Origin of the sequence: Lachnoclostridium sp. An76 (assembly GCF_002161355.1) — a bacterium.
Classification (GTDB): domain Bacteria; phylum Bacillota; class Clostridia; order Lachnospirales; family Lachnospiraceae; genus Mediterraneibacter; species Mediterraneibacter caccavium.
Genome location: NZ_NFHL01000005.1, coordinates 130,424 through 155,020, shown reverse-complemented (window position 1 = coordinate 155,020; position 24,597 = coordinate 130,424). Strand labels below are relative to the sequence as shown.

Sequence of the window (24,597 nt, the reverse complement as noted above, 5' to 3'; positions counted from 1 at the left end):
TGTCCGGATGCGTGATGAGAATACAGGAGGTTTTACAGGAATGGAAAGCTATAAGAAAGAATTTATCGAGTTCATGGTGGACAGCGATGTGTTGAAATTCGGAGAGTTTACGCTTAAGAGCGGAAGAAAGTCTCCGTTTTTTATGAATGCAGGAGGTTATGTGACAGGTTCTCAGTTAAAAAAACTGGGCGAGTATTATGCAAAAGCGATTCACAATACATATGGGGATGATTTTGACGTACTGTTCGGGCCGGCATATAAGGGGATCCCGCTGAGCGTCGTTACAGCGATCGCATATAGCGAACTGTACGGAAAAGAAGTGAGGTATTGTTCAGACCGCAAGGAAGAAAAAGACCACGGCGCTGATAAGGGAAGTTTCCTCGGAAGTAAATTAAAAGACGGGGACAGAGTTGTCATGATCGAGGACGTGACCACATCCGGGAAGTCCATGGAAGAGACTGTGCCGAAGGTAAAGGGAGCGGCTGACGTGGAGATCGTGGGGCTTATGGTATCCCTGAACCGCATGGAAGTAGGAAAAGGCGGCGAGAAATGCGCGCTTGACGAAGTGAAAGACCTGTACGGTTTTGATACAGCGGCCATCGTGACGATGGAAGAAGTTGTGGAGTGTCTGTACAACAAAGAATACAAAGGAAAAGTTATCATTGACGATACATTAAAAGCAGCCATCGATACATACTATGAAACATATGGAGTAAAATAGGGAGGCGCATACAATGGAAAAAGCATATCTTACAATGAAGAACAGCGGCGCAGGCAGTATTGCCATAGGGATCATCGTTCTGGTCGTAGGGATCACGGTGGGAGTGCTTTCCATCGTGAGCGGCGCCAGCCTGCTGAAACATAAGAGAGAGATCACATTTTGACTGCGGGTTATCCGCAAGTCTGTTACGGGGGACAGATCAAATACGATCTGTCCCTTGTTGGCTGAATATTCAGACGACTTGACCAAAAGGGGTCAGACCCCTTTTGGTCAAGCTGTCTGACAATTTATAAAGAGGTAAGATTTTGAGTGGCAGGAAAAAGAAAATATTCAGGGCAGTGGGGAAGGTCCTGTTTTTATTATATGTTGTTTTTCTGATCTATTTCCTGTTCCTTGCCGAATGGTACGGCAGGACGGGGATATCGGAGGAGTACCGGTATAATCTGGAATTGTTCCGGGAGATCAAGAGGTTTATCATTTACAGGGAGCAGCTGGGGGCATTTGCTGTGTTTGCAAACCTGGCGGGGAATATCCTTATTTTTGTCCCGTATGGTTTTTTTATTTCCGTGGCGAGCAGGGAAAGGGGCTTTTTTAAGACTCTGTTTTTCAGCATGGGCCTGAGCCTGTGTGTGGAGATCATCCAGCTTTTTACGCGGGTGGGGAGCTTTGACGTAGATGATATCCTGCTGAACACGATCGGAGGCGTGTTCGGATATATCATCTTTCTGATATGTAATGGTATAAGGAGAAAACATGATGTTCGGAAATGAAAAAAGCGCTGAACAGCGGCAGAAGGAAAAGGAACGCAGAAAAAGAGGGTCAAGGAAATACGGCAGGGCGAAATTCAAGAATTCCCGGAAGGGGATCCTGTCCTGCATCAGCGGCGCGGGGGCGCTCCTGATCCTGGGAGGATGTATTTTGTACGCATTCCTGGCCCGGGGGAAAGCTGCCGGGATTGTGGGCGGGATTGTGATCATCTCGTTCCTGCTCTCGATCTGGGGGATCCGCTGCGCGATACAGGGATTCCGGGAGAGGGATCGCAGTTATCTGACCTGCAAGATCGGGCTGCCGGTAAACGCGGCTGCCCTGATCCTGTTCCTTGCGATATTTATAGGAGGCTTGAGCTGATGGGTGTGAAAGAGAAGCAGAAAGAAAAGAATGAACAGTACGAGGAGCGGCATGCGCTGGCCGTGGGACGGCTGAGAGGCATTGTCACTGAGGAGACGGTGCCGGAGAAATATGTGCCATATTTTCAGGACACAGCGCTCTTCCTTCTTGAACTGGAAAACGTCAGGCGAAAAGTCGCTTCCGGCGAGTGGGAGAGATACAGCCTGGAGGAAATGCAGAGTTTAAATGAGATCCTGTACAGTGACGTCCTCGGGGAACGGTATGGGAGCAGTTATGCAAATCCGGCCTGTGCGGCGGAAAAGCTGGGGCTGGATATTGGAAGGCTGTTAAGTTTTTTATATACTGAGATGAGGTCCGGGATCCCGTATGCTTTTGAGGACAGGATGGATTACCTGACGATCCTGTGTGAACTGTTCATCGAAGTGTACAACTGCTTTGAGAGAACAGCGGAAGAGCTGGCAAAGCAGATCCGGGATATCATTTACTGGTATGCCAGCGATTACTGCGATGTCTTCCTGGCGGACAGGATCATGGAACAGATCGATCCGGAATATTCGTTCGCGGCGTATATCATCGAACATGCAGATCTGGAGGATGACCGCTGCCTCTACCGCTTCGGAGAATATATCACAGAGAATGAACTGGGGACGGCGAGGCATCTGCGCTCCCTTCCTGAGGAGACGATTCAGAGGATGGCGGACGTGTACACAGAAGGATACCGCATCGGATTCATCAATACAGGAAAAGACCTGTCAAAAAAATCTGTGGTCAATATCCGGTACAGCCTGGGATTTGAGCGAGTGATCCGGGCGGCGGTAGAAAATTTCCGCAAAATGGGCTTAAAACCTGTCATCTACCGGGCGGCATCCGGTGTGATCACAAAGCGGGAGCACCATAAGATCGGTTATTACGGCGCGGTGGCAAACTGGCAGTACGAGTATGACCACCGTCAGGATCAGGCCCTCTTTATGGATAAGCGCTATATCGAGCGCAGGCTGGAGGTCATGCGCACAGTGTATGAGCAGAACAGGGAGCTGGCGGCGCAGTTCGCGGGGCCGGCGGTGATGGAGACCTTCGGGGAGGCTCCGTTTTCTCCCAAAGCAGTGCCGGAAGCGCCGTCCTATACGGAAGAGCAGAGGGAGCTGGCGCTCAAGTATGACAGCCGTTCCGGGCAGATCACAAATGAATATATCAGAGGAGAAGAGCGGAGTTTCACGATCGTTGCCTATCCGGTGCCTGAGATTGGGGAGAAGTACCCGGAGATCTTTGATGAAGTGATCCGGATCAACACGCTGGACGCTAAGCTTTACGAAAAAGTACAGCAGACCATGATCGACGCCCTTGATCAGGGAGAATATGTCCATGTGACCGGAAAGGGCGGGAACCGCACGGATATCCGGGTACATCTCCATCCGCTGGCAGACCCGGAGAAGGAGACGAAATTCGAAAACTGCGTGGCAGACGTAAATATCCCTGTTGGCGAGGTGTTCACGTCGCCTGTGCTGGAAGGGACAGACGGGGTGCTCCATGTGAGCCGGGTCTATCTGGAAGGCCTGGAGTACCGGGATCTGGAACTGACCTTCCGGGACGGGATGATCGAGGACTATCGGTGCGGGAACTTCCCGGATGAGGAGCAGGGCCGCGGATACATTTACGACAATATCCTGAAAAACCACAGCTCGCTGCCGCTCGGGGAGTTCGCCATCGGGACAAATACAACGGCATATGTGGCGGCGAAGAAATACGGCATCGAAGATAAGATGCCGATCCTGATCGCAGAAAAGACGGGACCTCACTTTGCCGTGGGAGATACATGCTATTCCTGGAGCGAGGACATCCGGGTCTATAATCCGTCCGGGAAAGAGATCATTGCAAAGGATAATTCAATCTCCCTGAAAAGGCGCGATGACGTGTCAAAAGCATACTTCAACTGCCATACAGATATAACCCTGCCTTATGAAGAATTAGAAGAAATAAGTGTAGTGACAAAAGAAGGGAAACACATTATACTATTAAAAGACGGAAAATTCGTACTTCCGGGAACAGAGATATTAAATGAACCATTAAAAGAGCTTATAAATTCAAAGGAGGAAATGAAATGCCAAAAGTAGGAATCGTGATGGGCAGCGACTCAGACCTGAAGGTGATGAGCAAAGCTGCATCTATGCTGGAGAAATTGGGGATCGACTATGAGATGACGATCATCTCCGCGCACCGCATGCCGGATACATTTTTTGAGTGGGCAAAGGCAGCGGAAGGAAAAGGGATCAAGGTGATCATCGCGGGAGCCGGTATGGCGGCACATCTTCCGGGAATGTGCGCTGCGCTCTTCCCGATGCCGGTCATCGGAGTGCCCATGTCAGGAAAGAACCTGGACGGCATGGACGCGCTTTACTCGATCGTACAGATGCCGCCGGGAATCCCGGTAGCGACCGTTGCCATAGACGGCGGGATGAACGCTGCGATCCTTGCGGCAAAGATCCTTGCCACATCAGATGAAGAAGTGCTTAAGAAACTGAAAGACTATTCCGCTGAAATGAAAGAGACTGTGCAGGCAAAGGCGGATAAATTAAAAGAGATCGGTTATGAGGCGTATCTGAACAGCTAAAAGCCGGCCGGACGAGACAGTATTGAAAACAGACATCCCGCGGGACAGCGGGGTGCGGTAAGGAGATCAGATTATGGATTATAAAAATGCGGGCGTTGACATTGAGGCTGGCTACAGATCAGTCGAGCTTATGAAGGAGCATGTGAAGAAAACAATGCGCGGGGAGGTGCTCGGCGGGCTGGGCGGATTCTCCGGCGCGTTTTCCCTGGCAAAGATCAAAGAGATGGACGAGCCGGTGCTCCTCTCAGGGACAGACGGATGCGGGACAAAAGTCAAACTGGCGATGATCCTGGACAAACACGACACCATCGGTATCGACGCAGTGGCAATGTGTGTGAACGACATTGCCTGCGCGGGCGGGGAGCCGCTGTTTTTCCTCGACTATATTGCCTGCGGCAAGAATGAGCCTGAGAAGATCGCGGAGATCGTAAAAGGAGTGGCGGACGGATGCCTCCAGTCAGGCGCTGCCCTGATCGGCGGGGAGACGGCGGAACATCCGGGGCTCATGGCTGAGGACGAGTACGATCTGGCAGGCTTTGCGGTCGGCGTATGTGATAAGAAGGACATGATCACAGGAGAGAATTTAAAGCCGGGCGACGTGCTGATCGGCATGGCGTCCTCAGGCATCCACAGCAACGGATTCTCTCTCGTGAGAAAAGTCTTCAATATGAAGAGAGAAGCCCTGGATACATACTATGACAGTCTGGGGTGCACGCTCGGGGAAGCTCTGCTTGCCCCGACTAGGATCTATGTAAAAGCGCTGAAGAGTATCAAAGACGCTGGTGTCACTGTGAAGGCGTGCAGCCATATCACTGGCGGCGGATTTTACGAAAATGTACCCCGTATGCTGAAAGAGGGCACAAGAGCAGTCATAAAGAAGGACAGCTATCCGATCCCGCCGATCTTCAACATGCTTTCCGTGGACGGAGATGTGGAAGAGCATATGATGTACAATACATTCAACATGGGACTGGGAATGGTCCTGGCAGTGGATGAGGCGGACGTGGACCGCGCGATGGAAGCCATCCTGGCAGCAGGCGAGGCGCCTTATGTTGTCGGCAGCATCGTGGCGGGAGAAAAAGGAGTAGACTTATGTTAGAGACAAAGGCCGGATCCGGCACGGAATGTGCAGGAGCAGGCGTCCGTGAAGGAAAATCGTCCGGACCGTGCCGGATCGTGGTGATGGTATCCGGCGGGGGGACAAACCTCCAGGCGATCATTGACCGTGTGAAGGACGGCAGTATCACGAATACTGTGATCGCGGGAGTCATCAGCAATAACAGGAACGCATATGCCCTGAAGCGCGCGGAGGAGAACGGCATCCCCTCAAAATGTATTTCTCCAAAAGATTACGAGACCAGAGAGATCTTTAATGAAAAACTGCTGGAAGCAGTGAATGGATATGAGCCGGATCTTGTAGTCCTGGCAGGATTTCTGGTAGTGATCCCGCCGGAGATGACCGCGCAGTACCGCAACCGCATGATCAATATCCATCCGTCCCTGATCCCGTCTTTCTGCGGAAAGGGATATTATGGACTGAAGGTACACGAGGCGGCGCTTCAGCGCGGGGTGAAGGTTGTCGGCGCGACCGTGCATTTCGTGGATGAAGGGACAGATACCGGACCGATCATTCTCCAGAAGGCAGTGGAAGTAGAGCAGGGCGATACCCCGGAGATCCTCCAGAGGAGAGTCATGGAGCAGGCGGAGTGGAAGATCCTGCCCCGGGCCATCGACCTGATCGCAAACGGCAGGGTAACCGTTGAGGGCAGCCATGCGGTGATAAGCAAATAAGAGGAGGTTACTTATGAAAGTACTGATCGTTGGAAGCGGCGGAAGAGAACATGCCATAGCGGCGAGCGTGGCGAAGAGCCCGCGGGCAGATAAGATCTACTGTGCTCCGGGAAATGCGGGGATCGCAGAGTATGCAGAGTGCGTGGATATCGGCCCCATGGAGTTCGATAAGCTGGCGGCATTTGCAAAAGAGAAAGAGATCGACCTGTGCATCGTGGGGATGGATGACCCGCTGGTTGGAGGTCTTGTGGACGTGCTGGAAGAAGCAGGGATCCGCACGTTCGGACCGAAGAAAAATGCCGCGATCCTCGAGGGATCCAAGGCGTTTTCCAAGGACCTGATGAAGAAATATAATATCCCCACAGCGGCATACGAGAATTTCACTGACCCGGACAAGGCGCTCGCCTATCTGGAGACGGCAAAATTCCCCATTGTCCTGAAAGCGGACGGGCTGGCGCTCGGGAAAGGCGTGCTCATCTGCCAGAACCTGGAAGAGGCGAAAGAGGGCGTGAAGACGATCATGCTGGACAAGAAGTTCGGGACAGCGGGAAATGAGATGGTCATTGAAGAATTCATGACAGGCAGGGAAGTATCCGTTCTCTCCTTCGTAGATGGAAAGACCATCAAGACCATGACAAGCGCCCAGGACCACAAGCGCGCAGGGGACGGGGATACAGGCCTGAATACAGGCGGCATGGGGACATTTTCTCCGAGCCCGTTCTACACAAAAGAGGTAGAAGCATTCTGCGAGCAGCATATCTATCAGCCTACTGTGGACGCCATGGCAGCGGAAGGACGTCCGTTCAAAGGCGTGATCTTCTTTGGGCTGATGCTCACGGCAGACGGACCGAAGGTGCTGGAGTACAATGCAAGGTTCGGCGACCCGGAGGCGCAGGTCGTGCTCCCGCGCATGAAAAATGACATTATCGACGTGGTCGAGGCATGTATCGACGGCACTCTGGACCAGATCGATCTCCAGTTTGAAGATAACGCGGCTGTGTGCGTGGTGCTCGCATCCGAAGGCTATCCGGTGAAGTATGAGAAAGGATTCCCCATCAGCGGTCTGGACGAGTTCAAAAAGCATGATGGGTATTACTGCTTCCATGCTGGGACAAAGTTCGACGGGGATCAGATCGTGACAAACGGCGGCCGCGTGCTCGGAGTGACGGCAAAGGGGAAAGACCTGAAAGAGGCGAGAAAGAATGCATACGCCGCGACCGAGTGGGTGCAGTTTGAGAATAAGTATATGAGACACGATATCGGGAAGGCAATCGATGAAGCTTAAATCTGCATTTGCGGGGGAGCCTTCCTTGTAGATATGACGTCCGAAAACCGTTGGTTTGTTGCAGGACGTTTTCGCGGCGGACGGGGATATGGCTCAGGTTCCGGTTCCGTAATCTGGGAAAGACGTAAAAAGAATGGGATACGGCTAAGGACAATTTCAAAGCGGAAGATTCGCCTGCGGCTCAGGCATCCGCTTTGAAATTAACGCCGCATCCCATTCTTTTAAGTCTTTCCGGCAGATTACTCCAAGTCACCGCCGCCATATCCCCGTCCGCCGCGAAAGGTGCATCAAAGGGTCGGTTTTCTGCGTGCATCCGATCGGAAGCACCCCCGCAAATACAGATTTAATTAAACCCGATGAGCCGTCTTGCCACGCTGTATGCCAGCGATGACACTTTCCGTCCGGGGCGTCCGGGCAGGTTCATGGTCTGTCCCAGGATGCCGTAGCGGATCTTCATGTAGGTCTTGTAGTCTTTCTTTTTCAGGTAATCCCACAATTCTTTTTTCTTGATCAGGTTTTCCTTTTTCTTTGAGCGGATACAGAGGATCGAGGACACGGTCATCATGATGGCAAGGTAGTTGACCATGTATTTCCTCAGTTTTTTGCTTGTGATCAGGCGGAGTTCGTACATGGAGACCATGGCTTTTGTCACAAAGAGCTGCTGGTCGATCCGGCTGATCATGACTTTTTCATTGACGGACTGGTCTTCGCGCCCGATGAAGTACCTGTAAAAGTCCACATTCAGGTAATACAGTGTGCGCACATGCGGGAGCGGATAGTACACATAGATGTTATCCACGTAGAAGGTGTGCTTCGGCAGTTCCAGCTGGCACAGCTTCAGCATTTCCGTGCGGTAGATGACAGAGTGCATGAGGATGTACTGATCCAGGCGGAAACGGCCGATGTCGTCCCAGCGGAAGATCTGGTTCTCCGGGAGCACATTGTCATACCGGATGACTTTTTTGTGCGGCATGCCTACTTTTTCATAGACATAGTTTGCGATCACCATATCTACCTGGGAATCTGCCTCGACAAATCCTTTGACCGCGTCCAGGATCTTTATGAGTGACTCCTCGTCCACCCAGTCATCGCTGTCCACAACTTTGAAATATTTTCCTGTTGCGTGGGCGAGCCCGCAGTTGACAGCATCCCCGTGTCCGCCGTTTTCTTTTTTCACAGCTTTGACGATGGTGGGGTATTTTTCCTGGTAGCGCTCCGCGATCTCCTGGGTGCCGTCTTTGGAGCCGTCGTTGACCACGATGATCTCCACGTCCTCGCCTCCCGGCAGGATGGAGTTGATCGCTTTTTCCATATAGGCTTCTGAATTGTAACAAGGAATGGCAAATGAAATATATTTCATAGATGATTTCCTCCCTCGGGATACTTTTTGTCACTGGTTATAGTATACCATTCTTTCTTATATATTGTAAAATTTTATTTTTTCGGATATAGTAGAGATGCTGAATACGAGGAGCGCCTTGTCTGGCGCGGGAGTTGTCAAGGAGGAAACGGATGAAAAGAAATGTGATCGTAGGACAGTCCGGCGGACCGACCGCTGTTATCAATGCAAGTCTGTACGGGGTAGTGTATGAAGCTCTGAACAGGGAGGATTCGTTTGGGACTGTGTATGGGATGGTCAATGGGATCGAAGGATTTTTAAACGGGCAGGTCATGGACATGGAGCCGCTGGAGCGCTCCGGCGAGCTGGAGCTGGTGAAGACGACGCCGGGTTCATACCTGGGCTCGTGCAGATATAAACTGCCGGAAGATCTGGAGGATGAAGTGTACCCGAAGCTGTTCGAACGGTTTGAGGAGTATGGGATCGGATATTTCTTTTATATCGGGGGAAATGATTCCATGGATACTGTGAGCAAGCTGTCGCGCTATGCGGAGAAGACAGGCAGTGATATCCGTTTTATGGGAATCCCGAAGACGATAGACAATGACCTTGTAAAGACGGACCACACCCCGGGATTCGGGAGCGCGGCGAAGTATGTGGCGTCTACGGTCAGGGAGATCGCAGTGGACGCGTCTGTGTATGATAATAAAAAATCGGTCACCATCGTGGAGATCATGGGACGCCACGCGGGATGGCTGACTGCTGCCAGCGCTCTGGCGCGCAGGTATGAGGGGGATAACCCGGTGCTCATCTACCTGCCGGAGACTGCGTTTGACACAGAGCAGTTCATCAGAGATGTGGAGACGGCGCTTGAGAAAACGCCGAATGTGATCGTCTGCATCTCCGAGGGGATCAATGACGGGAAAGGGACTTTTATCTGTGAGCTGTCGAGCGATGTGGGCGTGGACACGTTCGGGCACAAGATGCTCACCGGCTCCGGGAAATATCTGGAAAATCTGGTCAAAGACCGACTCGGCGTGAAAGTCCGCTCGATCGAGCTCAATGTATGCCAGAGGTGTTCCTCTGCCATGCTTTCCGGGACAGACCAGAAGGAGGCGATCGCTTCCGGGGCTTACGGGGTGAAATGCGCGCTTGAGGGCGAGACCGGGAAGATGGTCGCATTCCGCCGCGTGCCGGGAGAGGATTACCGGGTGGATTATGTGACTGAGGATATAAACCTGATCTGCAACCAGGAGAAGGGCGTCCCTCTGGAGTGGATCACAGAGCACGGATCAGATGTGGGGAAAGAGTTTATCGAGTATGCCCTGCCCCTGATCCAGGGAGAGGTGAAAGTGCCGGTCAAAGACGGGCTTCCCCTCTTTGCGTACAGGAAATAACGTGATTGAGAAAATAAATCAGACTCCTTCTGCATAAGATGAACCATCCCCGGTCTGGATCCCGATGGGAGAAAGACGGGCAGAATGGCAAAAGCTGTGAGAAGGAGAAAAAGATGAGCCAGAAAATAGAAAATATCCTGAACCTGGCGCTGGAGGCCACTCCGGAGGAGCGGGAACGGTCCGGGGAACTGGAGACGGGGTATGACCCCGGGACGAGAGCGTGGGAGCTGATCGTTAAGTATTCGGGAACGCTGGAAGCTGCGCGGGAGATTGCTGTGTCTGTCACAGAGCTCATGAACGGGTATGCCGTTGTCGTTATCCGGGAGGAACGCATTGGGGAACTGGCGGGTCTGACAGAGATCGAATTTATCGAGAAGCCCAAGAGCCTGTATTTTGAGGCTGAGGCGGGAAGGCAGGCATCATGTATCGATGCTGTGCAGTTCCCGCCTTATTCTTTGAGTGGACAGGGGATCCTGATCGGGGTCGTAGACAGCGGGATTGATTACGCGCATCCGGCTTTCCGCAATGAGGACGGCACGACGAGGATCGCGGCGCTGTGGGACCAGACAATCCCCGGCAGTCCGCCTGAGGGATATGCATCCGGCACGGAATTTACGCGGGAAGAAATCAATACGGCGCTGACGGAGCCGGAAGAAAGAGAGCGGTACCGGATCGTTCCGAGCCGGGATATGAGCGGGCACGGGACAGCGGTAGCCGGGATCGCAGCGGGAAACGGCGCAGGCAGCGAGGGACAGCGGTACCGGGGAGCTGCGCCGGAAGCGGAGCTGATTGTGGTAAAGATGGGCGCGCCGCAGACCGAGGGCTTTCCCAGGACGACGGAGCTCATGACGGGTGTGGATTATGTGATCCGTAAAGCGCTCGAACTTAAGAAGCCGGTCGCGGTCAACATCAGTTTCGGCAATACGTATGGCTCCCATGACGGGACTTCCCTTGTGGAGCGCTTTCTGAATGATATCTCCGATACGTGGAAAAATGTGATCTGCGTGGGTAGCGGGAATGAAGGGACTTCAGCCGGCCATGCGGCGGGGCGGGTATCGGATGAAGAAGAAAAGACAGTGGAACTGGCAGTGCAGCAGATGGAGCCGTCACTGAATGTGCAGATATGGAAATCCTATGTCGATGAGATGGATATCTCGGTCGTTGATCCGTCCGGCACCCGGATCGGCCCGTTCAGGGAGATACTGGGACCTCAGAGATTTGTTCTGGGCGGAACAGAGCTTCTGATCTATTACGGGGAGCCGAAGCCATACAGTGTGAAACAGGAGATCTATCTTTCGTTTATTCCCAGAGAATCCTATATAGACAGCGGCGTATGGAAACTCGTGCTCACACCTCGGCGGATCGTGGATGGCAGTTATCAGATGTGGCTTCCCGCTCAGGAGGCGCTGAATGTGGGGACTGCGTTTTTGCTTCCCAACAGTTCTTCTACACTGACGATCCCCTCTACGGCATCCCTTGTCGTCACTGTGGCGGCATATGACGCAAGAACATTTTCCTACGCGGACTTTTCCGGAAGAGGGCCGGCGGCAGTGTATGAGGGGAGCGGCGTGCCGAAGCCTGACCTTGCGGCTCCTGGCGTGAGGGTGAATGCGCCTGTCCCGGGCGGCGGTTACCGGGCTTTCTCCGGGACTTCGTTTGCCGCGCCGTTTGTGACCGGGAGCGCTGCGCTCCTGATGGAGTGGGGGATCGTGCGGGGCAATGATCCCTATCTGTATGGGGAGAAAGTGAAAGCGTACTTAAGGCGCGGGGCGAGGGAACTGCCGGGGTACAGCGAGTGGCCGAACGCCCAGCTGGGGTATGGAGCGCTGTGCGTTCGGGACAGCCTGCCGGATGGGTGAACTGCTGCCTTTTGTTAACAGGAGTATCCTGAAATCCGTAATATACTGAACCTTGCGCCTCTTTTTCGGACGTAGTAAAATGTAACTACATCTGGAAGGGAGGCGTTTTGTATGGAATGGATACCTCTGCCGATCGGCGTGGAGAATTTCGAAGATCTCAGGGAACACGGCTATTATTTCGTGGATAAGACACTGTTTATCAAAGAACTGCTGGATATGAAGGGGAAGGTCAATCTCTTTACCCGGCCCCGGAGATTCGGCAAAACACTGAATATGAGCATTCTCCGATATTTCTTTGAAAAAGGGGAAAAAGATAACAGCAGCCTGTTTCAGGGGCTGAAGATCATGGACGCGGGAGAAAAATATCTTTCCCATATGGGAAAATATCCTGTGATCAGTATCTCTCTGAAATCCATGAAGCAGTATTCGTATGATCTTGCTTATGATATGCTGACAAAAGCAGTAGAATCAGAATATTCCAGACACTGGAAGCAGATCGAAGCAAGCGGTGCGTTGACAGATGCGAAGCTGGAACGCTATCTGAGGATCCGCGATCTGAAAGGCACGGAGAGCGATTATGCGGATTCGTTAAAATTTTTGTCTGAATGTCTGTATGCCTGTACAGGACAGCGTTCTGTTATTTTGATCGACGAGTATGACGTTCCGCTGGAAAACGCGTATTTCAGCGGGTTCTATGACAGGATGGTGGCCCTGATCCGGTCGCTGTTCGAGTCCGCATTGAAGACCAATGACAATCTGGAGTTTGCCGTTGTGACCGGGTGTCTGCGAATCAGCAAGGAATCGATCTTTACCGGTTTGAATAATCTGAATGTAGTGTCTATTACGAATAATTCTTTTGCAGAGCATTTCGGTTTTACACCGGAAGAGGTGGAACAGATGCTGAAAGATTACGGTCTTGAGGAAAATCTGGAGACGGTCCGGAAATGGTATGACGGTTATCTGTTTGGTGAATCAGAAGTCTATAATCCGTGGAGTGTGATCAAGTGTGAAACAATTACGTAGCGGATAGAGAAAAACCAAAGGTCAGCACGAAAAAGCCATCTTTCGGTGGCTTCCAAAAAGTTAATATTGATACAACAACACCTAATCAGGTGGCCGGAACAGTATCATCTTTGATGATATATCCCCTCTGTTTCAGCAGATTAAGCGCCTGCGAAGTAGTCAGTACTTTTGATTGCTTTACAGGACGATGTTCCAGAAAGCCTTCCGGAGTATACGGCTTTAAATCTGTCAGTATGTGCCAGATAGCGGTCAGGAGCATATGACAGACAGCGATGATGGCTTTCTTGTGCCCACGGCGAGATTTTATGCGTCGATAACGGGTAGTAAACTCAGGATGTTTCTTCGATTTGATCAAAGCATTTGCAATCTGCACCAATACTGGTTTAAAATAAGAACCAGCACGGGAAATCCGAGTTGATTTGACTTTTTGATTACTTTGATCATTACGAGGACAGCATCCTGCCCATGAAACGAGGTGTTTGGCTGTGGGGAAGACAGACATATCAGCACCGATTTCAGAAATGACCTGGATAGCAGTCATTGGGTTCTTATCGAATCCTGGTACGGTTCGCAGAAGATTAAGGGCTTCTTCGTATTTGTCACTGAGACGAAAGATTTCCCGTTCTATTTCTGCTTTGTGCTTTTCTAATTCATCGATGTGATCCAGACACTGTCTGAGCTTCACCGCCTGTTCTGCTGAGATAGCACCATCGACAGCAGCCTGTATCTCTTCAATAGGAGTTTTACATCTGCGGTCAACAAAAGGTGCCACATCAAAAGTTCCCCCGGGGTGTTGTAAAATTTGTTCCGTAATGGAACGGGAAGATTTTCCAAATATATCAGAGAAGACCTCGTCCAACTTAAAATTGGAGACGGTAAGACAGTTATGGGCACGATTCTTTTCACCGGTGATCATACAGGTGAGCTTGAAACGGTATCTTACCAGATCCCTTAGCTGACGGATATCAGCGGGAGGGATAAAGGAGGGCTTGACCATACCGCACATATACAGATCACAGATCCATTTGGCATCTTTGCGGTCCGTCTTATTTCCCTTCTGCGGTTTGGTATATTTGGGGTGGGAAAGAGTAACGTGGATATTATTCTTTTCGAGGATATTAAATACAGGGATCCAAAACTTGCCGGTAGATTCCATGCAGACGTCAGTACAATGATACTTTGCAAGCCAGTTACACAGCTCCTGCAGACCTTTTGTAAAGGAAGAGAAGCGAGCCTGCTTATACTCTGTACGCCCATGGGAATCTGTAATACCGATGCAGGCATAGATCCAGGTTTTGTGGATATCAAGGCCACAACAATTGTTTTTGAGAATTTTAAAAGACAATCACATAACCTCCTGATATTTATAGTCATAAGACCGACAGTGACTGGTCATCCGGCAAAATCGAGTCGACTTTGGAAGAGATAAGTGTACGGGCTACGGGAATGCGCCAATCATTGATGCCTTAACGGATGACCGACAACAAATAATTATGCGGGGTCGCCGCTATACAGCCCCACCACTCACCTCCACGTGTTCTGTAGTGTGTCAGTCTTATAAAAGAATAATATCAGAAGGAAGATAGATTAAGAAAGCGAAAGTTAGCCAATACGTTTCATGACTCATTGGTGTCTTTCGCAGAAAGGCGGAATATAATTATGTGAATTCCTGCTATGGAGACAAAAAGGTCTTTGCAAAGCCCTACTGGTCCAATACAAGCTCCAACAGTATCGTAAAAAAACTGATCGAACATGCGGATCTCTCTGTGCGGCAGGAAATCGAGGGGCTGATCGAAGGCGGTACGATCACAAAACCGATCCATGAGGACATCACATACGACGACATGAATTCCACACAGGATAACCTCTGGAACTTTCTGTTCTTTACCGGGTATCTGAAAAAGATACGGGAGGAGCAGGAGGATGAGACGGTACGGATGGAAATGGCGATCCCTAACAGCGAGGTGCGCTATGTCTATAAGAACGCGGTTCTCCAATGGTTTGAGAAGAAGACGGAGAAGAAAGAGCTTACGCCTCTCTACGAAAGCCTGCTGAGCGGGGACGGCGATAAGATGGCGGAGATCCTCTCGGAGAATCTGATGGAGACGATCAGCTTTTACGATTATCAGGAGAGCTATTATCACGGGTTCCTTGTCGGGGTGCTGAAAAATATCGGGAATTACATCGTGCAGTCGAACCGTGGATCCGGGAACGGCAGGCCGGATATCCTCGTGAGATATCCGAGCGTCCGGGGGAAAGCCGTGATCATCGAGATCAAGGTGTCGAAGAACTATCAGGGGCTGGAAGAAAAATGCAGGGAAGCGCTCCGGCAGATTGAAGAACAGGATTATGAAGTATCGCTCCGGCAGGAGGGATATAAAGATATTATGAAATGTGGCGTAGCATTTTACCGCAAAGAATGTATGGTAATCTTTCAGTCGGACATATAGTCTTATGAATCTGGAAAATCTGAATATCCAAGAAGGAGAAAGTTCTGAGTTCCCAGTATAATGCTCCGTTAACACATAGTGGGTTTAACTACTTGAAGGACAGGATGTACTTTTGTATAATATAGTTCAGATTGCAGCAGGCGGGAAGACGTGCCTGAAGCAGAAGAGAGGTATAACTATATGCATACATACTGTCTGGCGGTTTGTGAAGATGAGCAGGTGATACGGGAAGAGATCTGCGGGCTCTGTGGAGAAATCCTGGAAAATGCAGGGATACCGTATGAGATCACGCCGTTTTCTGATGCGGAAGAATTGGGGCGGTTCATTGAGACGAGAGGAGAGATTTTTGATGTGCTGATCCTGGATATAGAGTTGGGGAGCAAGTCCGGGATGGAGTTTGCAAAGGAACTGCGCCGTAAAAAGGGCAGGGTCAGTATTATTTTCCTGACTGGTTATGAAAAGTATCTCAGAGAAGGGTACAGCGTACAGCCGGTCCATTTTCTCCTGAAGCCTATGAAAAAGGGAGAGCTGGAAGAGGCTCTCCTTACAGATTGGGAATTGAACCACAGGTCCAGGGCGGTCCTTCTCCAGAAGGGAAGCAGGAGCCTGAACCTGCCTCTGGCATCTGTCTTATGGGCGGAAACCGGAGGAAACCATAATGTCCATATTGTACTGGAGAATGGAGGAGCAGAGTTCCCGATCTCATTATCAGAATTAGAAATCCTGCTTCCCCCGGGACAGTTTGTACGCTGCCATAACAGCTATCTGGCCAGTCTTGCGCATGTAAGAGAATTTAAAAAGTCTACTCTTTATATGGATAATGGGAGTGAACTTCCTGTGGGCCGTAAATATTATAAGCGGTTTCAGGAAGCATTTATCTCCTATATCACTCAGTAGAAACCGGGACTGTCAGTCCGGGATCCTCAGTGCGGTCTGCAGGGTATAGACGCCGTCATCTGTGTAATGATATATAAGCGTGCTGTGATATTTTTCTGCAATTTCCGCTATTTGTTTCAGCCCAAGTCCATGTGACAGGGAATCTTCTTTGGTTGTCATGAGATTTCCTTTTTTGTCTTTCTTTATCACACCATTAAACGAATTGATACATTTTACGGTAAGATACAGGTCGGCAGATTTGACCTGGAGTTTGATATAGCGCCGGTCAGTTGTCTCGACCTTTTCAGCCGCTTCCAGTGCGTTATCTAATATATTCATAAAGAGACCGCACAGGTCTGTGTCTGGTATATTCAGTTCGTCAGGGACACTGGCCTGCGCCTGAAATCGGATGTTGTTCCGTTTCGCTTTCCCGGCGGCATCCTGGAGAATGGTATTGAGAGTGTGATTGCCGGTAAAACTGGTCTGTGCCAGAGAAGACTGTTCTCCCGCCATGTGTGAGAGCATCTGTCCGAGCCCCTGATAATCTTTCTTTTCCAACAGGCACTGCAGGGCGGTAAGCTGGTGGTTTAATTCATGGCGTGCAGAAGCGTCTTCTGTGATCCGTTGTTCCAGTGCCTGGTAACCTTCTGTCATCAGATGGTTTTTGATCCGAAGGCTCTGGGCCTGCACCCCCTGGTCTATAAATGCGCGCGCCATGCCGTACGCGGAAATCAAAGCGGAAGTGACGGAAAGCCATAAGGTGAGCCAGTAGAGCAGCCCGCTGTATATGCCTGCCTGGAGCTCTGGGATCAGACCTTCTCTGATATAGAAGGCGAGATAACCATCCCCGGACAGAGAGATGATGTATCCGATCAAAAGGGCTGCGGCGCTCCAGGCAGCCGCGATACACAGGTGTTTCCAGAACTGGCGGCGCCGGTTCATCGCCAGGTAAAGCACCAGCAGGATTATGACAGAAAAATTGATCCCGCGGTGGCTGAACAGATCTGACACGCTCTGGGGGAGAAAATAATATCCTTCATCCTGGATCAGTTGGAATGATACAAGTCCGACCAGCGCAAAGAGCAGAGGGATCAGGCTGAAATCTGCTTTTTTTAAAGACACTCCCAACAGGAAGAGACCAAAGATCAGGATAAGGGCGAGCGCAGCGGCGCCCGTAGGGAATGCCGTGCGGTTGGCTAAGGCAGTACTTTCTTTGATATCCAGGTTCTCCGGTATAAAGCGGAGCAGGGGCGGAAACATTGTATGCGATGCATCTGTGATCTCACAGGTCATAACCACCTCTCCGAAAGTTCCCTCCGGAAGCGGGAGAGTAGCCTGGGCCATGGAGACGGCCTCGTACGTTTGAGCTACATTAGACTGATAGATCGGTTCCCCGTCCAGAGTCAGGGAAATCACGGCGCCATTTGTTTCAAAAAGAAGGCTGCCGGAGGGGAGATCAGAGGGAAGGCTGCCATAGAAGCGATAGATCCCGGTGATCTCAGAAGTATTACTGTAACTGTCCCACTCGAATGGCTGTTCCGTACCGTCAGGCATGACTTGCACGGAATCTGTCCAGTCAATATACTGCATGGAAACATTGACCTGTGTAAAAAGATGCAGAAACCAAATAATAAAAGCCGCGGCTGTAACAAAAAGTGCGGCACATATCCAGCGTATCCATCGTTTCATTTGAAAATATCCTCCCAGTATCATTCAAGAAAAATCCTTTGTATCAATCATACTGAAATGAGCCGGGATTGACAAGTCCGGACCTGAAAATTACGTGGATAACAGTTATGATGCCCAGATGACAGGCCATGGCAGGGACTGGAACATGGGGGCTCGATATTGAAAATGGGACTAAGGGAGTGATCGTTTCCGGTAATTATACGGAAACGGTTTACAATCATGGCCTTATAGTGGGCGGTAACTTCAACAACATCGTGGATGAAGGTGACGGAAGGTACGGTCTGCGCATGGAGCTTGCCGATCTGAATGCAGAAGCGGTCACTTCGGAAGAGACTTATATGTATGGAGATATTGAATATTGGGTTATGCCATATGGTGAGGCGTACAGTTTTAAGCTTACAGGGGCTGAAGGGTATGACCTGCCGGGGAGTGTCGAGATCATGCGCGGCGAATCTCTGCTTGTTCAGGGGACAGATTATACTTATGACAAGGCAACCGGGATTGTTGAGATCAGCGCGGAAGCGGTGGATCATCCGCTGACAGTTGAAGCAACCGGGATTGATGCCGATGCAGTGGCGAGGCTCGGACAGACTTTTTATCAGACTTTGAAAGATGCTTTTGAAGCGGCTTCTGGAATGGAGGAATTCAATGGGGCTCCGGCGGCGCGGTCATGGTCTGGGCAGAATTTATCATGAACGGCGGTACGATCAGCGATAATGAAGCACTGGGCAATTATACATATGGCGGGGGCGTGGATGTACAGTTTACTGACGGTGCGTCTTTCACCATGAATGGCGGTACGATCACAGGGAACAGCGCTTATAATGGCGGTGGTGTATATTTTTCAAACAACGGCAGTGAATATAACACATTCCTGTACGGCGGCACAGTCACAGATAATGTGAGCAGGGGCGTATTTGGAGACAGCCCGGAAGATGTGTATACACAGAACGGCGCTGCGCTTGTTATGGGCGACGATATACAGATCCAAATTCGTATTTAACTATCTAATCCTCAAAAACCATTGATTTTTCAAGGCTTCACACCTGTTTTCCGTTCAAACCTTATCTGTTTGCCCTCGTTTTTGCCCTTACGAGCCGAAACAAGGGCAATTTTTTATTCCCCGCCGACCACCTTATCCAGCAGCCTTGCGGAAGTACGCTTCGCTTCCCTTGTAGAGTGAGCGTAGATGTTCATTGTGGTACTGACATCAGAGTGTCCGAGAAGTTCCTGCCCATCTTTCGGCTTTGCGCCGCCGGACAACAGATTGCTTGTGTAGGTGTGGCGGAGCGTGTGGAAATGAAAATCCTCAAGCCCTTTCACTTTCTTCTTTGCCGCCCTGCACATAATCCCTACCGTGCTCGGCGCTTCATACGCCCCGTCTGCTCTCAGGCAGACAAAGGAGATTTCCTTGTAGTCCTCCGGGACTTCCTTTGTCCTTTGCAGGCTGTAAACCTCGTAATAGGTGCGCCCTTTTTCCTTTACTTCTTTGTAGTAGTTCAGGTGATAAAGCTCCCCGTAGCGGAAACGGTTTTTGCGTTGTTCTGTTCTTGCCGCCTGCAGGATTGCCACCAGCGTATCACAGAAATCAACGGTGCGGACTTTGCTCCGCTTTGTCGTTCCCACTTCGGTTGTGTGCCTTGTTCCGTTATAGCGCATACTGCGGCGTACCGTAAGATATTGTTCCTCAAGGTTAATATCCTGCCAAGTCAAGCCGCATACTTCCCCGATACGAAGCCCCGTGTAGTACGCTATCTGCACAGGCAGCAAAGCGGGATTGTCTTTTGCCTTGAGAAATTCCTCCAGCTTTTGGAACTGCTCATGCGTGATAGTAGGAATACTGGAAGAATCTTCCTCACTATCCGAGAAAATATCCGTTTCCTGCTTCCTGCCTCTCAGCTTCACATACTGCATAGGGTTAAAAGTAATCAGTTTTTTCGGGAATACCGCAAAGCGGAAGGAATTTTGCAGCACCGCCGAGAACAGGAGCATATATCCTTTGCTCATGGGCTTTGAAGTTGTCCCGTCCGGGTTTGTCCCACCATAGCTCAGAAAATCAATGAACGCCTGCAAATGGTCGGCGGTCACGGTTTTCAGCTTGCGTTTGCCAATGGGATATTGCTTGATACGGTTTACCGTTCCCTGATAGGACATGACCGTCCCGTTGCTTAAGTTTGGCTTTTCAAAGGCAAAGAACGAAAAGCGTTGGAAGTAAAAATCAAAGAAACCGAAGCAGAGATTGCCGACAGGCTGGATAAAATCCCCGACACGCTCAAAGAGGACGGTTATCCCGATGTACAAGTTTTTATGCGTACTTTCCGAGAAATGGAAAGCGTTGTGGAACAGTACAACCGTGACCTTGCCGAGTGGGAACGCCAAGTCAGCAGGAAACCGACAGCCACCGCTAAAGAACAGCTTAGACCGCCCGAAAAGCAGAGCGTGCTAAAACATTTGCGTGAGATACAGGAACGCAACAAGCAGAACCCACCGCAAAGACAGCGTAAAAAATCCATTGACAGAGATAGCCGATAGGCATTGAAAAACCGCCGTTATGGTTTTACCCATAGCGGCGGATTACATAATCATTTGCAGCTACTAAATTAACAGTTATATTTTTTTGATTTGTTTAACAAAATATAAATTCCAATCAATACCAAAATAGTGATACCAAGTATCATATACATCGTTCCAATATTTACTTGACTTCCGAAAAAATAAAGATTGCAATCAAGGGAATCTTTTATTTTTTCAATAACCTCTGTTGGAATACCTTGATTTTGCATTTCGGCAAGCGCCCCTTGCATTGTATGATTTCGGATAAGTGATGTACCATAAGTGCCTGGCAAAAATGAGATTATTTTTTGCAGCCCTTCTCCAAATGAAGAAATAGGCATATATGCACCACAAATGAAACCATATCCCGCACTGATGATTGTGCCTACCGCTGAAATTTGTCCTTGTGTTGATAAGAAAAAATTAATAATCGAAGATAATGCTGTTCCAAACAAAACAAGAAGTAAAATATCAAGAAACAAAAAGAATATATCTGCGAGTGACATATACCAACCGACAATAGCCACATAAGTAAGACAGATACCCGTTGCAGCAAAGCAAATAATAAGTGTTGAAAGCAAGGTTGCAACATAATAACTCAGCGAAAGTGTAGCTGACTTCACAGGAGATATTCTTAAATCTCTTATCGTACCATTTGCTTTATCTTGCACCATTGAAAAATTAGAACAAAAAGCAACCGTTACACACGAAACAGCAAGAATAGAGGAGATAAGTTGACCGCCTACCAGTCCCTCTATTATACTTTCTGATAGTTTTAATGAATTAGGTAAATTAGATGTAAAACTATCCCGATACACATTCCCAAGAAAAGTTACATAGAGTACAAGCAATATAGCAGGCGTTATCAAAGAGGTAAAGAACATTCCCTTATCTTTGAAAAACAATTTGATATTCCTTTTGATAAGAATGAAAGCCATACTCATTTTTCAGCACCTCCCACTAATGTTTTTCCTGTAACAGCAAGAAAAACATCGTCCATTTTTCCTTTTGTTATTTCGTAATCATTAAACAACTGTGGATTACGAATAATCAATTCAGTTGCAGCCTTTGTATTCGGTACAGAAAGGCGATAACCGTTTCGGATTTGCTCATATTCCACATCAAGTGCTTTAATATCCTTTTCATCTACATCATAAATTGTGATGTAATCCCCAGTATAAATATTTTTTAATTCAAGCGGAGTACCCTCTGCGGATATTTTTCCATCATCAATGATTACAACATAATCAGCTTCCGCAGCTTCTTCCATATAGTGCGTAGTTAAAAATACAGTCATATTTTCATCTTTGCGAAAACTTGATATAACATTCCAAATAAGTCGGCGTGTCTGCGGATCAAGCCCTGTTGTCGGCTCATCAAGAATAAGAATTTTAGGCTTATGAAACAAAGCCCTTGCAATATCAATTCTTCGGCGTTGTCCTCCTGATAATTTACCAACGGTGCGTTTCAATAAATTTTCAAAATCTAATATTTTCGCCAGTTCCTCAAGTCGTTTCTTAAACTCCATTCCAGTAATGCCATATAAAGCGGCACGACTTTCCAAATTATCATAAACAGAAAGGGCAGAATCCAAGACAGATGATTGAAAAACTACGCCCAGTTCACGCTTAATATAGTCCATATCCTTATCTAAATCGTGTTTATCAATAAAAACGCTTCCACTGTCTTTCGACAGTTGTCCACACATAATATTGATTGTAGTTGATTTTCCTGCCCCATTGATACCAAGAAAGGCAAACAACTCTCCTTTTTTCACACGAAAACTCAAATTCTGAACAGCGTTTACACTTCCAAAACTTTTATTAAGATTATTGATTTGAATAATATTGCTCATTCAATTTCCTCCCTATTTAGTCAAGTGTTTTTTCCCTTAAAATCAAGGGATTTCTAAGTTTCTATCTCAGATGAATGAGCCTCGATCATGAGCATTTTTCTGTATCTGGTACGAAAATAGATGGTTATAGGTATACGAAATAAAACGTCTCTATTTTTCCGTTTTACATGGCCTTGTATATACCCATCCATCTATGGCGGCGCACCTCCCGTGTCTACCAGGATCTCTGTACATTTCTGTACTGGTCCTCACTTCCTTCGTTCCGCCTGCCCATAACCAGGGTGTCAGCTTAGCTCCTTGCCTGGGTCTTGCCCTATGGAAAATATTCCTGCCGACTACTAGCTCCTTCTTTGTAATCATAACATTTACTGACTTGCTTCCCGTGACAGCGCTGTTCCCAGCGGACGTTTCCCTCCCACGTTCTGCCTTTTCTTCTGCTTCTCAACAGTTCTTTCAGTCATCCGTTTTCTTCCCGGCGTGGCTGAGGTCAGCAGACAGTTCTCTTTATATCTGACTGCTCACTTCAACCACGTCAGTCTTCCTTCGGTCAGCTTATCTTCTTATGCAGCCTGGACACTCACCGCGGGTCTCCTGATATCTCCCAGCATCTTTTCTCCATCGTAATCTACACCTTTTGTCAGTATGGCATAGAAGACTCGAAGAACTTTACATGCTACCGCTATCACCGACTGCATCTTCTTCAGGGGGTTTTTCTCTCTTGTTTGATAATACCGATGGATCTCCCTGAATTCGCCATTTTTCCCTATTACAGATATCGCTGCTTCATACAGCACATATCTCAGTCTCTTCCGTCCACGGTAACTGATATGGCTTTCCCCCGCATGCTTCCCGGAGCTGTTCTTTACGATCGCATATCCTGCCAGTTTCTGCAGCTGCTTTGGATCATCAAACCTGCTCAGATCGCCGACCTCTGCGATAAATCCGCATACCGTTTTCAGTCCGATCCCTTTGATCTCAAGAAGTTTATCTACATAGGGGACTTCTTTGATCTTTGCTTCTATTTTAGCCATCAGGTCATCCATGCGGCTGCTGTACTTCTCATAGTCCTCCAACAGGTTCCGGATCTCCATACTTGCCGCTTCTGGTGCTTCCTGGCTCCCAACGCTGTGCTCCGCTGCCGATAACAGGGTCTTTGCCCTCTTCATCCCGGCGCCCCTCAGCTTTGCGTTCCGCCAGATCTGATTGATTCCTTCTGCTCCCAGTTCTTTTATCTGCACCGGAAGCGGAGCCTCCTTAAGCACCATCATCCCGCTTACTGCATCCAGTTTCCCATAAACGTCTTTATATTCAGGAAAATAGATGCTGATCCATCGTGCGATCCGGTTCCGGATCCTTGTAATCTCTTCCTGTGTCTGAAAGCGCAGATTGGAAAGGCTTCGGATTTCTGCGTAAACCCCTGTTGGAATATAGGGATAGGAAAAGCGTCCTTCATTTACCAATGCAGCGATAGTCTTTGGATCTTTACGGTCATTCTTGTCGGGATTATTGTCGTCCATCTCCTTCGATTTTTTTACATGGTGCGGATTCACATGAACCGGTCTCATTCCGCTGTCCTGCAGGAACTTCCCAAGATTGAACCAGTAATGTCCTGTTGGTTCCATTCCGGGGATTACAGCAGTTTTACCGGCTTTCTCCTTGATATCCTCAACCCATGCCATGAATGTCAGGAATCCGGCTTCATCATTACTGAACGCCAACGGTGTATCAGAAAATTCATAATTACGCCAGTCGAATGCCCTTACGTAATGAGTTTCACTTCCGACATCAATCCCAAGGACTAAAGTTTCTTCCGTAATAGATGCAATTTTTGCGTTTTGTGTGTTATACTTCATTTCAGATACCTCTCTGTTTTATAAGATTTTACTAACCGCTCAAAGTCAGCAAATCTTATTTTACTCTGAGGTATCTTTTTTTCTCAACCACCTTTCATGGGATTCCCTATATTTGAATTATACAGGAAGCTCCTGTATAATCGGTTTTAATCTCGCATAGAGAGCAATCA

General features: G+C 49.0%; 24 protein-coding genes and 1 pseudogene. 17 read left to right on the top strand and 8 right to left on the bottom strand.

Going from position 1 to position 24,597, the window contains the following annotated elements:
- The first annotated feature begins 40 nt into the window (after nt 1-40).
- The 9 genes from pyrE to purD all read left to right on the top strand — a co-directional run bounded on the left by pyrE (nt 41) and on the right by purD (nt 7,533).
- On the top strand, nt 41-721 hold the full coding sequence (pyrE, locus tag B5G27_RS10650) for an orotate phosphoribosyltransferase (protein ID WP_087178851.1): 681 nt from the start codon (nt 41-43) through the stop codon (nt 719-721).
- A gap of 13 nt (nt 722-734) precedes the next feature.
- The gene (locus tag B5G27_RS16155; RefSeq protein WP_164488450.1) at nt 735-884 is read left to right on the top strand and encodes a hypothetical protein; all 150 of its coding nucleotides are present in this window, start codon (nt 735-737) and stop codon (nt 882-884) included.
- Nucleotides 885-1,026: 142 nt separating this feature from the next.
- A complete protein-coding gene (locus B5G27_RS10645; protein ID WP_087178850.1) occupies nt 1,027-1,491 on the top strand; it encodes a VanZ family protein in 465 nt (154 codons plus the stop codon).
- Nucleotides 1,475-1,849, top strand: a complete 375-nt coding sequence (locus B5G27_RS10640; RefSeq protein ID WP_242958292.1) for a DUF6142 family protein — start codon at nt 1,475-1,477, stop codon at nt 1,847-1,849. Before B5G27_RS10645 ends, B5G27_RS10640 begins: the two co-directional genes overlap by 17 nt.
- Nucleotides 1,849-3,960, top strand: coding sequence for an aminopeptidase (locus B5G27_RS10635; RefSeq protein WP_206608993.1), 2,112 nt, complete (start codon nt 1,849-1,851; stop codon nt 3,958-3,960). The genes B5G27_RS10640 and B5G27_RS10635 overlap by 1 nt, the downstream gene beginning before the upstream one ends.
- Nucleotides 3,948-4,457 (top strand): 5-(carboxyamino)imidazole ribonucleotide mutase, encoded by a 510-nt coding sequence (gene purE, locus B5G27_RS10630; RefSeq protein ID WP_087178848.1) that lies wholly within the window; start codon nt 3,948-3,950, stop codon nt 4,455-4,457. The genes B5G27_RS10635 and purE overlap by 13 nt, the downstream gene beginning before the upstream one ends.
- Before the next feature lie 73 nt (nt 4,458-4,530).
- Entirely contained in the window at nt 4,531-5,556 is a 1,026-nt protein-coding gene (purM, locus tag B5G27_RS10625; RefSeq protein WP_087178847.1) for a phosphoribosylformylglycinamidine cyclo-ligase, read from the top strand.
- A gap of 83 nt (nt 5,557-5,639) precedes the next feature.
- Nucleotides 5,640-6,248 carry a phosphoribosylglycinamide formyltransferase gene (gene purN, locus B5G27_RS10620; RefSeq protein ID WP_242958296.1) on the top strand — a complete coding sequence of 203 codons (609 nt, stop codon included), beginning with the start codon at nt 5,640-5,642 and terminating at the stop codon, nt 6,246-6,248.
- Nucleotides 6,249-6,261: 13 nt separating this feature from the next.
- Nucleotides 6,262-7,533 (top strand): phosphoribosylamine--glycine ligase, encoded by a 1,272-nt coding sequence (purD, locus tag B5G27_RS10615; protein WP_087178845.1) that lies wholly within the window; start codon nt 6,262-6,264, stop codon nt 7,531-7,533.
- Between the two features lie 181 nt (nt 7,534-7,714).
- Here purD and B5G27_RS16630 read toward each other — a convergent pair whose 3' ends face one another.
- Both B5G27_RS16630 and B5G27_RS10610 read right to left on the bottom strand, forming a co-directional pair.
- Complete coding sequence (locus B5G27_RS16630; RefSeq protein ID WP_275533039.1) at nt 7,715-7,846, bottom strand: hypothetical protein; 132 nt, start codon at nt 7,844-7,846, stop codon at nt 7,715-7,717.
- Between the two features lie 30 nt (nt 7,847-7,876).
- Entirely contained in the window at nt 7,877-8,893 is a 1,017-nt protein-coding gene (locus B5G27_RS10610; protein WP_087178844.1) for a glycosyltransferase family 2 protein, read from the bottom strand.
- A 152-nt stretch (nt 8,894-9,045) separates the two neighbouring features.
- Between B5G27_RS10610 and B5G27_RS10605 the strand changes: the two genes are divergently transcribed.
- The 3 genes from B5G27_RS10605 to B5G27_RS10595 all read left to right on the top strand — a co-directional run bounded on the left by B5G27_RS10605 (nt 9,046) and on the right by B5G27_RS10595 (nt 13,151).
- Nucleotides 9,046-10,269 carry a 6-phosphofructokinase gene (locus B5G27_RS10605; protein WP_087178843.1) on the top strand — a complete coding sequence of 408 codons (1,224 nt, stop codon included), beginning with the start codon at nt 9,046-9,048 and terminating at the stop codon, nt 10,267-10,269.
- Between the two features lie 113 nt (nt 10,270-10,382).
- Nucleotides 10,383-12,128, top strand: a complete 1,746-nt coding sequence (locus B5G27_RS10600; RefSeq protein WP_087178842.1) for a S8 family peptidase — start codon at nt 10,383-10,385, stop codon at nt 12,126-12,128.
- 111 nt (nt 12,129-12,239) lie between these two features.
- Nucleotides 12,240-13,151, top strand: a complete 912-nt coding sequence (locus B5G27_RS10595; protein ID WP_087178841.1) for an AAA family ATPase — start codon at nt 12,240-12,242, stop codon at nt 13,149-13,151.
- 85 nt (nt 13,152-13,236) lie between these two features.
- On the opposite strand, the gene B5G27_RS10590 is transcribed toward B5G27_RS10595, so the two are convergent.
- Nucleotides 13,237-14,496, bottom strand: a complete 1,260-nt coding sequence (locus B5G27_RS10590; RefSeq protein WP_087178009.1) for an IS110 family transposase — start codon at nt 14,494-14,496, stop codon at nt 13,237-13,239.
- Between the two features lie 316 nt (nt 14,497-14,812).
- On the opposite strand from B5G27_RS10590, the gene B5G27_RS10585 reads away from it, so the two are divergent.
- Together B5G27_RS10585 and B5G27_RS10580 are read left to right on the top strand one after the other, a co-directional pair.
- A complete protein-coding gene (locus B5G27_RS10585) occupies nt 14,813-15,601 on the top strand; it encodes a PD-(D/E)XK nuclease domain-containing protein (protein WP_087178840.1) in 789 nt (262 codons plus the stop codon).
- 150 nt (nt 15,602-15,751) lie between these two features.
- Nucleotides 15,752-16,498 (top strand): LytR/AlgR family response regulator transcription factor, encoded by a 747-nt coding sequence (locus B5G27_RS10580; RefSeq protein ID WP_087178839.1) that lies wholly within the window; start codon nt 15,752-15,754, stop codon nt 16,496-16,498.
- A gap of 12 nt (nt 16,499-16,510) precedes the next feature.
- On the opposite strand, the gene B5G27_RS10575 is transcribed toward B5G27_RS10580, so the two are convergent.
- Nucleotides 16,511-18,166: a sensor histidine kinase gene (locus B5G27_RS10575; RefSeq protein WP_162611233.1), complete on the bottom strand. Its 1,656-nt coding sequence runs from the start codon at nt 18,164-18,166 to the stop codon at nt 16,511-16,513.
- A gap of 128 nt (nt 18,167-18,294) precedes the next feature.
- Between B5G27_RS10575 and B5G27_RS10570 the strand changes: the two genes are divergently transcribed.
- Entirely contained in the window at nt 18,295-18,861 is a 567-nt protein-coding gene (locus tag B5G27_RS10570; protein WP_087178837.1) for a hypothetical protein, read from the top strand.
- Nucleotides 18,837-19,169, top strand: a complete 333-nt coding sequence (locus B5G27_RS10565) for a hypothetical protein (protein WP_087178836.1) — start codon at nt 18,837-18,839, stop codon at nt 19,167-19,169. The genes B5G27_RS10570 and B5G27_RS10565 overlap by 25 nt, the downstream gene beginning before the upstream one ends.
- Before the next feature lie 113 nt (nt 19,170-19,282).
- On the opposite strand, the pseudogene B5G27_RS10560 reads toward B5G27_RS10565, so the two are convergent.
- A pseudogene (locus tag B5G27_RS10560) lies at nt 19,283-20,338 on the bottom strand (tyrosine-type recombinase/integrase); the annotation flags it as partial.
- Nucleotides 20,339-20,371: 33 nt separating this feature from the next.
- Here B5G27_RS10560 and B5G27_RS10555 point away from each other — a divergent pair.
- Complete coding sequence (locus B5G27_RS10555) at nt 20,372-20,698, top strand: hypothetical protein (RefSeq protein ID WP_242958298.1); 327 nt, start codon at nt 20,372-20,374, stop codon at nt 20,696-20,698.
- A 68-nt stretch (nt 20,699-20,766) separates the two neighbouring features.
- Here the strand turns inward: B5G27_RS10555 and B5G27_RS10550 are convergent, their stop codons facing one another.
- From B5G27_RS10550 to B5G27_RS10540, 3 genes are all read right to left on the bottom strand, one after another.
- Nucleotides 20,767-21,663: an ABC transporter permease gene (locus B5G27_RS10550; RefSeq protein WP_164488449.1), complete on the bottom strand. Its 897-nt coding sequence runs from the start codon at nt 21,661-21,663 to the stop codon at nt 20,767-20,769.
- Nucleotides 21,660-22,574, bottom strand: a complete 915-nt coding sequence (locus B5G27_RS10545; protein ID WP_070088321.1) for an ABC transporter ATP-binding protein — start codon at nt 22,572-22,574, stop codon at nt 21,660-21,662. The genes B5G27_RS10550 and B5G27_RS10545 overlap by 4 nt, the downstream gene beginning before the upstream one ends.
- Nucleotides 22,575-23,134: 560 nt before the next feature.
- Nucleotides 23,135-24,427, bottom strand: a complete 1,293-nt coding sequence (locus tag B5G27_RS10540; protein ID WP_087178074.1) for an IS110 family transposase — start codon at nt 24,425-24,427, stop codon at nt 23,135-23,137.
- Nucleotides 24,428-24,597 lie beyond the last annotated feature (170 nt).

What these genes read in the sequence shown, in the direction of transcription:
- B5G27_RS10575 (WP_162611233.1), bottom strand. Translation starts at nt 18,166, where the DNA reads ATGAAACGATGGATACGCTGGATATGTGCCGCACTTTTTGTTACAGCC.
- purN (WP_242958296.1), top strand. Translation starts at nt 5,640, where the DNA reads ATGGTATCCGGCGGGGGGACAAACCTCCAGGCGATCATTGACCGTGTG.
- B5G27_RS10605 (WP_087178843.1), top strand. Translation starts at nt 9,046, where the DNA reads ATGAAAAGAAATGTGATCGTAGGACAGTCCGGCGGACCGACCGCTGTT.
- B5G27_RS10610 (WP_087178844.1), bottom strand. Translation starts at nt 8,893, where the DNA reads ATGAAATATATTTCATTTGCCATTCCTTGTTACAATTCAGAAGCCTAT.
- B5G27_RS10635 (WP_206608993.1), top strand. Translation starts at nt 1,849, where the DNA reads ATGGGTGTGAAAGAGAAGCAGAAAGAAAAGAATGAACAGTACGAGGAG.
- B5G27_RS16630 (WP_275533039.1), bottom strand. Translation starts at nt 7,846, where the DNA reads ATGCACGCAGAAAACCGACCCTTTGATGCACCTTTCGCGGCGGACGGG.
- purE (WP_087178848.1), top strand. Translation starts at nt 3,948, where the DNA reads ATGCCAAAAGTAGGAATCGTGATGGGCAGCGACTCAGACCTGAAGGTG.
- B5G27_RS10540 (WP_087178074.1), bottom strand. Translation starts at nt 24,427, where the DNA reads ATGAAGTATAACACACAAAACGCAAAAATTGCATCTATTACGGAAGAA.
- B5G27_RS10570 (WP_087178837.1), top strand. Translation starts at nt 18,295, where the DNA reads ATGGCAGGGACTGGAACATGGGGGCTCGATATTGAAAATGGGACTAAG.
- B5G27_RS16155 (WP_164488450.1), top strand. Translation starts at nt 735, where the DNA reads ATGGAAAAAGCATATCTTACAATGAAGAACAGCGGCGCAGGCAGTATT.
- purD (WP_087178845.1), top strand. Translation starts at nt 6,262, where the DNA reads ATGAAAGTACTGATCGTTGGAAGCGGCGGAAGAGAACATGCCATAGCG.
- B5G27_RS10600 (WP_087178842.1), top strand. Translation starts at nt 10,383, where the DNA reads ATGAGCCAGAAAATAGAAAATATCCTGAACCTGGCGCTGGAGGCCACT.
- purM (WP_087178847.1), top strand. Translation starts at nt 4,531, where the DNA reads ATGGATTATAAAAATGCGGGCGTTGACATTGAGGCTGGCTACAGATCA.
- B5G27_RS10545 (WP_070088321.1), bottom strand. Translation starts at nt 22,574, where the DNA reads ATGAGCAATATTATTCAAATCAATAATCTTAATAAAAGTTTTGGAAGT.
- pyrE (WP_087178851.1), top strand. Translation starts at nt 41, where the DNA reads ATGGAAAGCTATAAGAAAGAATTTATCGAGTTCATGGTGGACAGCGAT.
- B5G27_RS10595 (WP_087178841.1), top strand. Translation starts at nt 12,240, where the DNA reads ATGGAATGGATACCTCTGCCGATCGGCGTGGAGAATTTCGAAGATCTC.
- B5G27_RS10640 (WP_242958292.1), top strand. Translation starts at nt 1,475, where the DNA reads ATGATGTTCGGAAATGAAAAAAGCGCTGAACAGCGGCAGAAGGAAAAG.
- B5G27_RS10550 (WP_164488449.1), bottom strand. Translation starts at nt 21,663, where the DNA reads ATGAGTATGGCTTTCATTCTTATCAAAAGGAATATCAAATTGTTTTTC.
- B5G27_RS10565 (WP_087178836.1), top strand. Translation starts at nt 18,837, where the DNA reads ATGGTCTGGGCAGAATTTATCATGAACGGCGGTACGATCAGCGATAAT.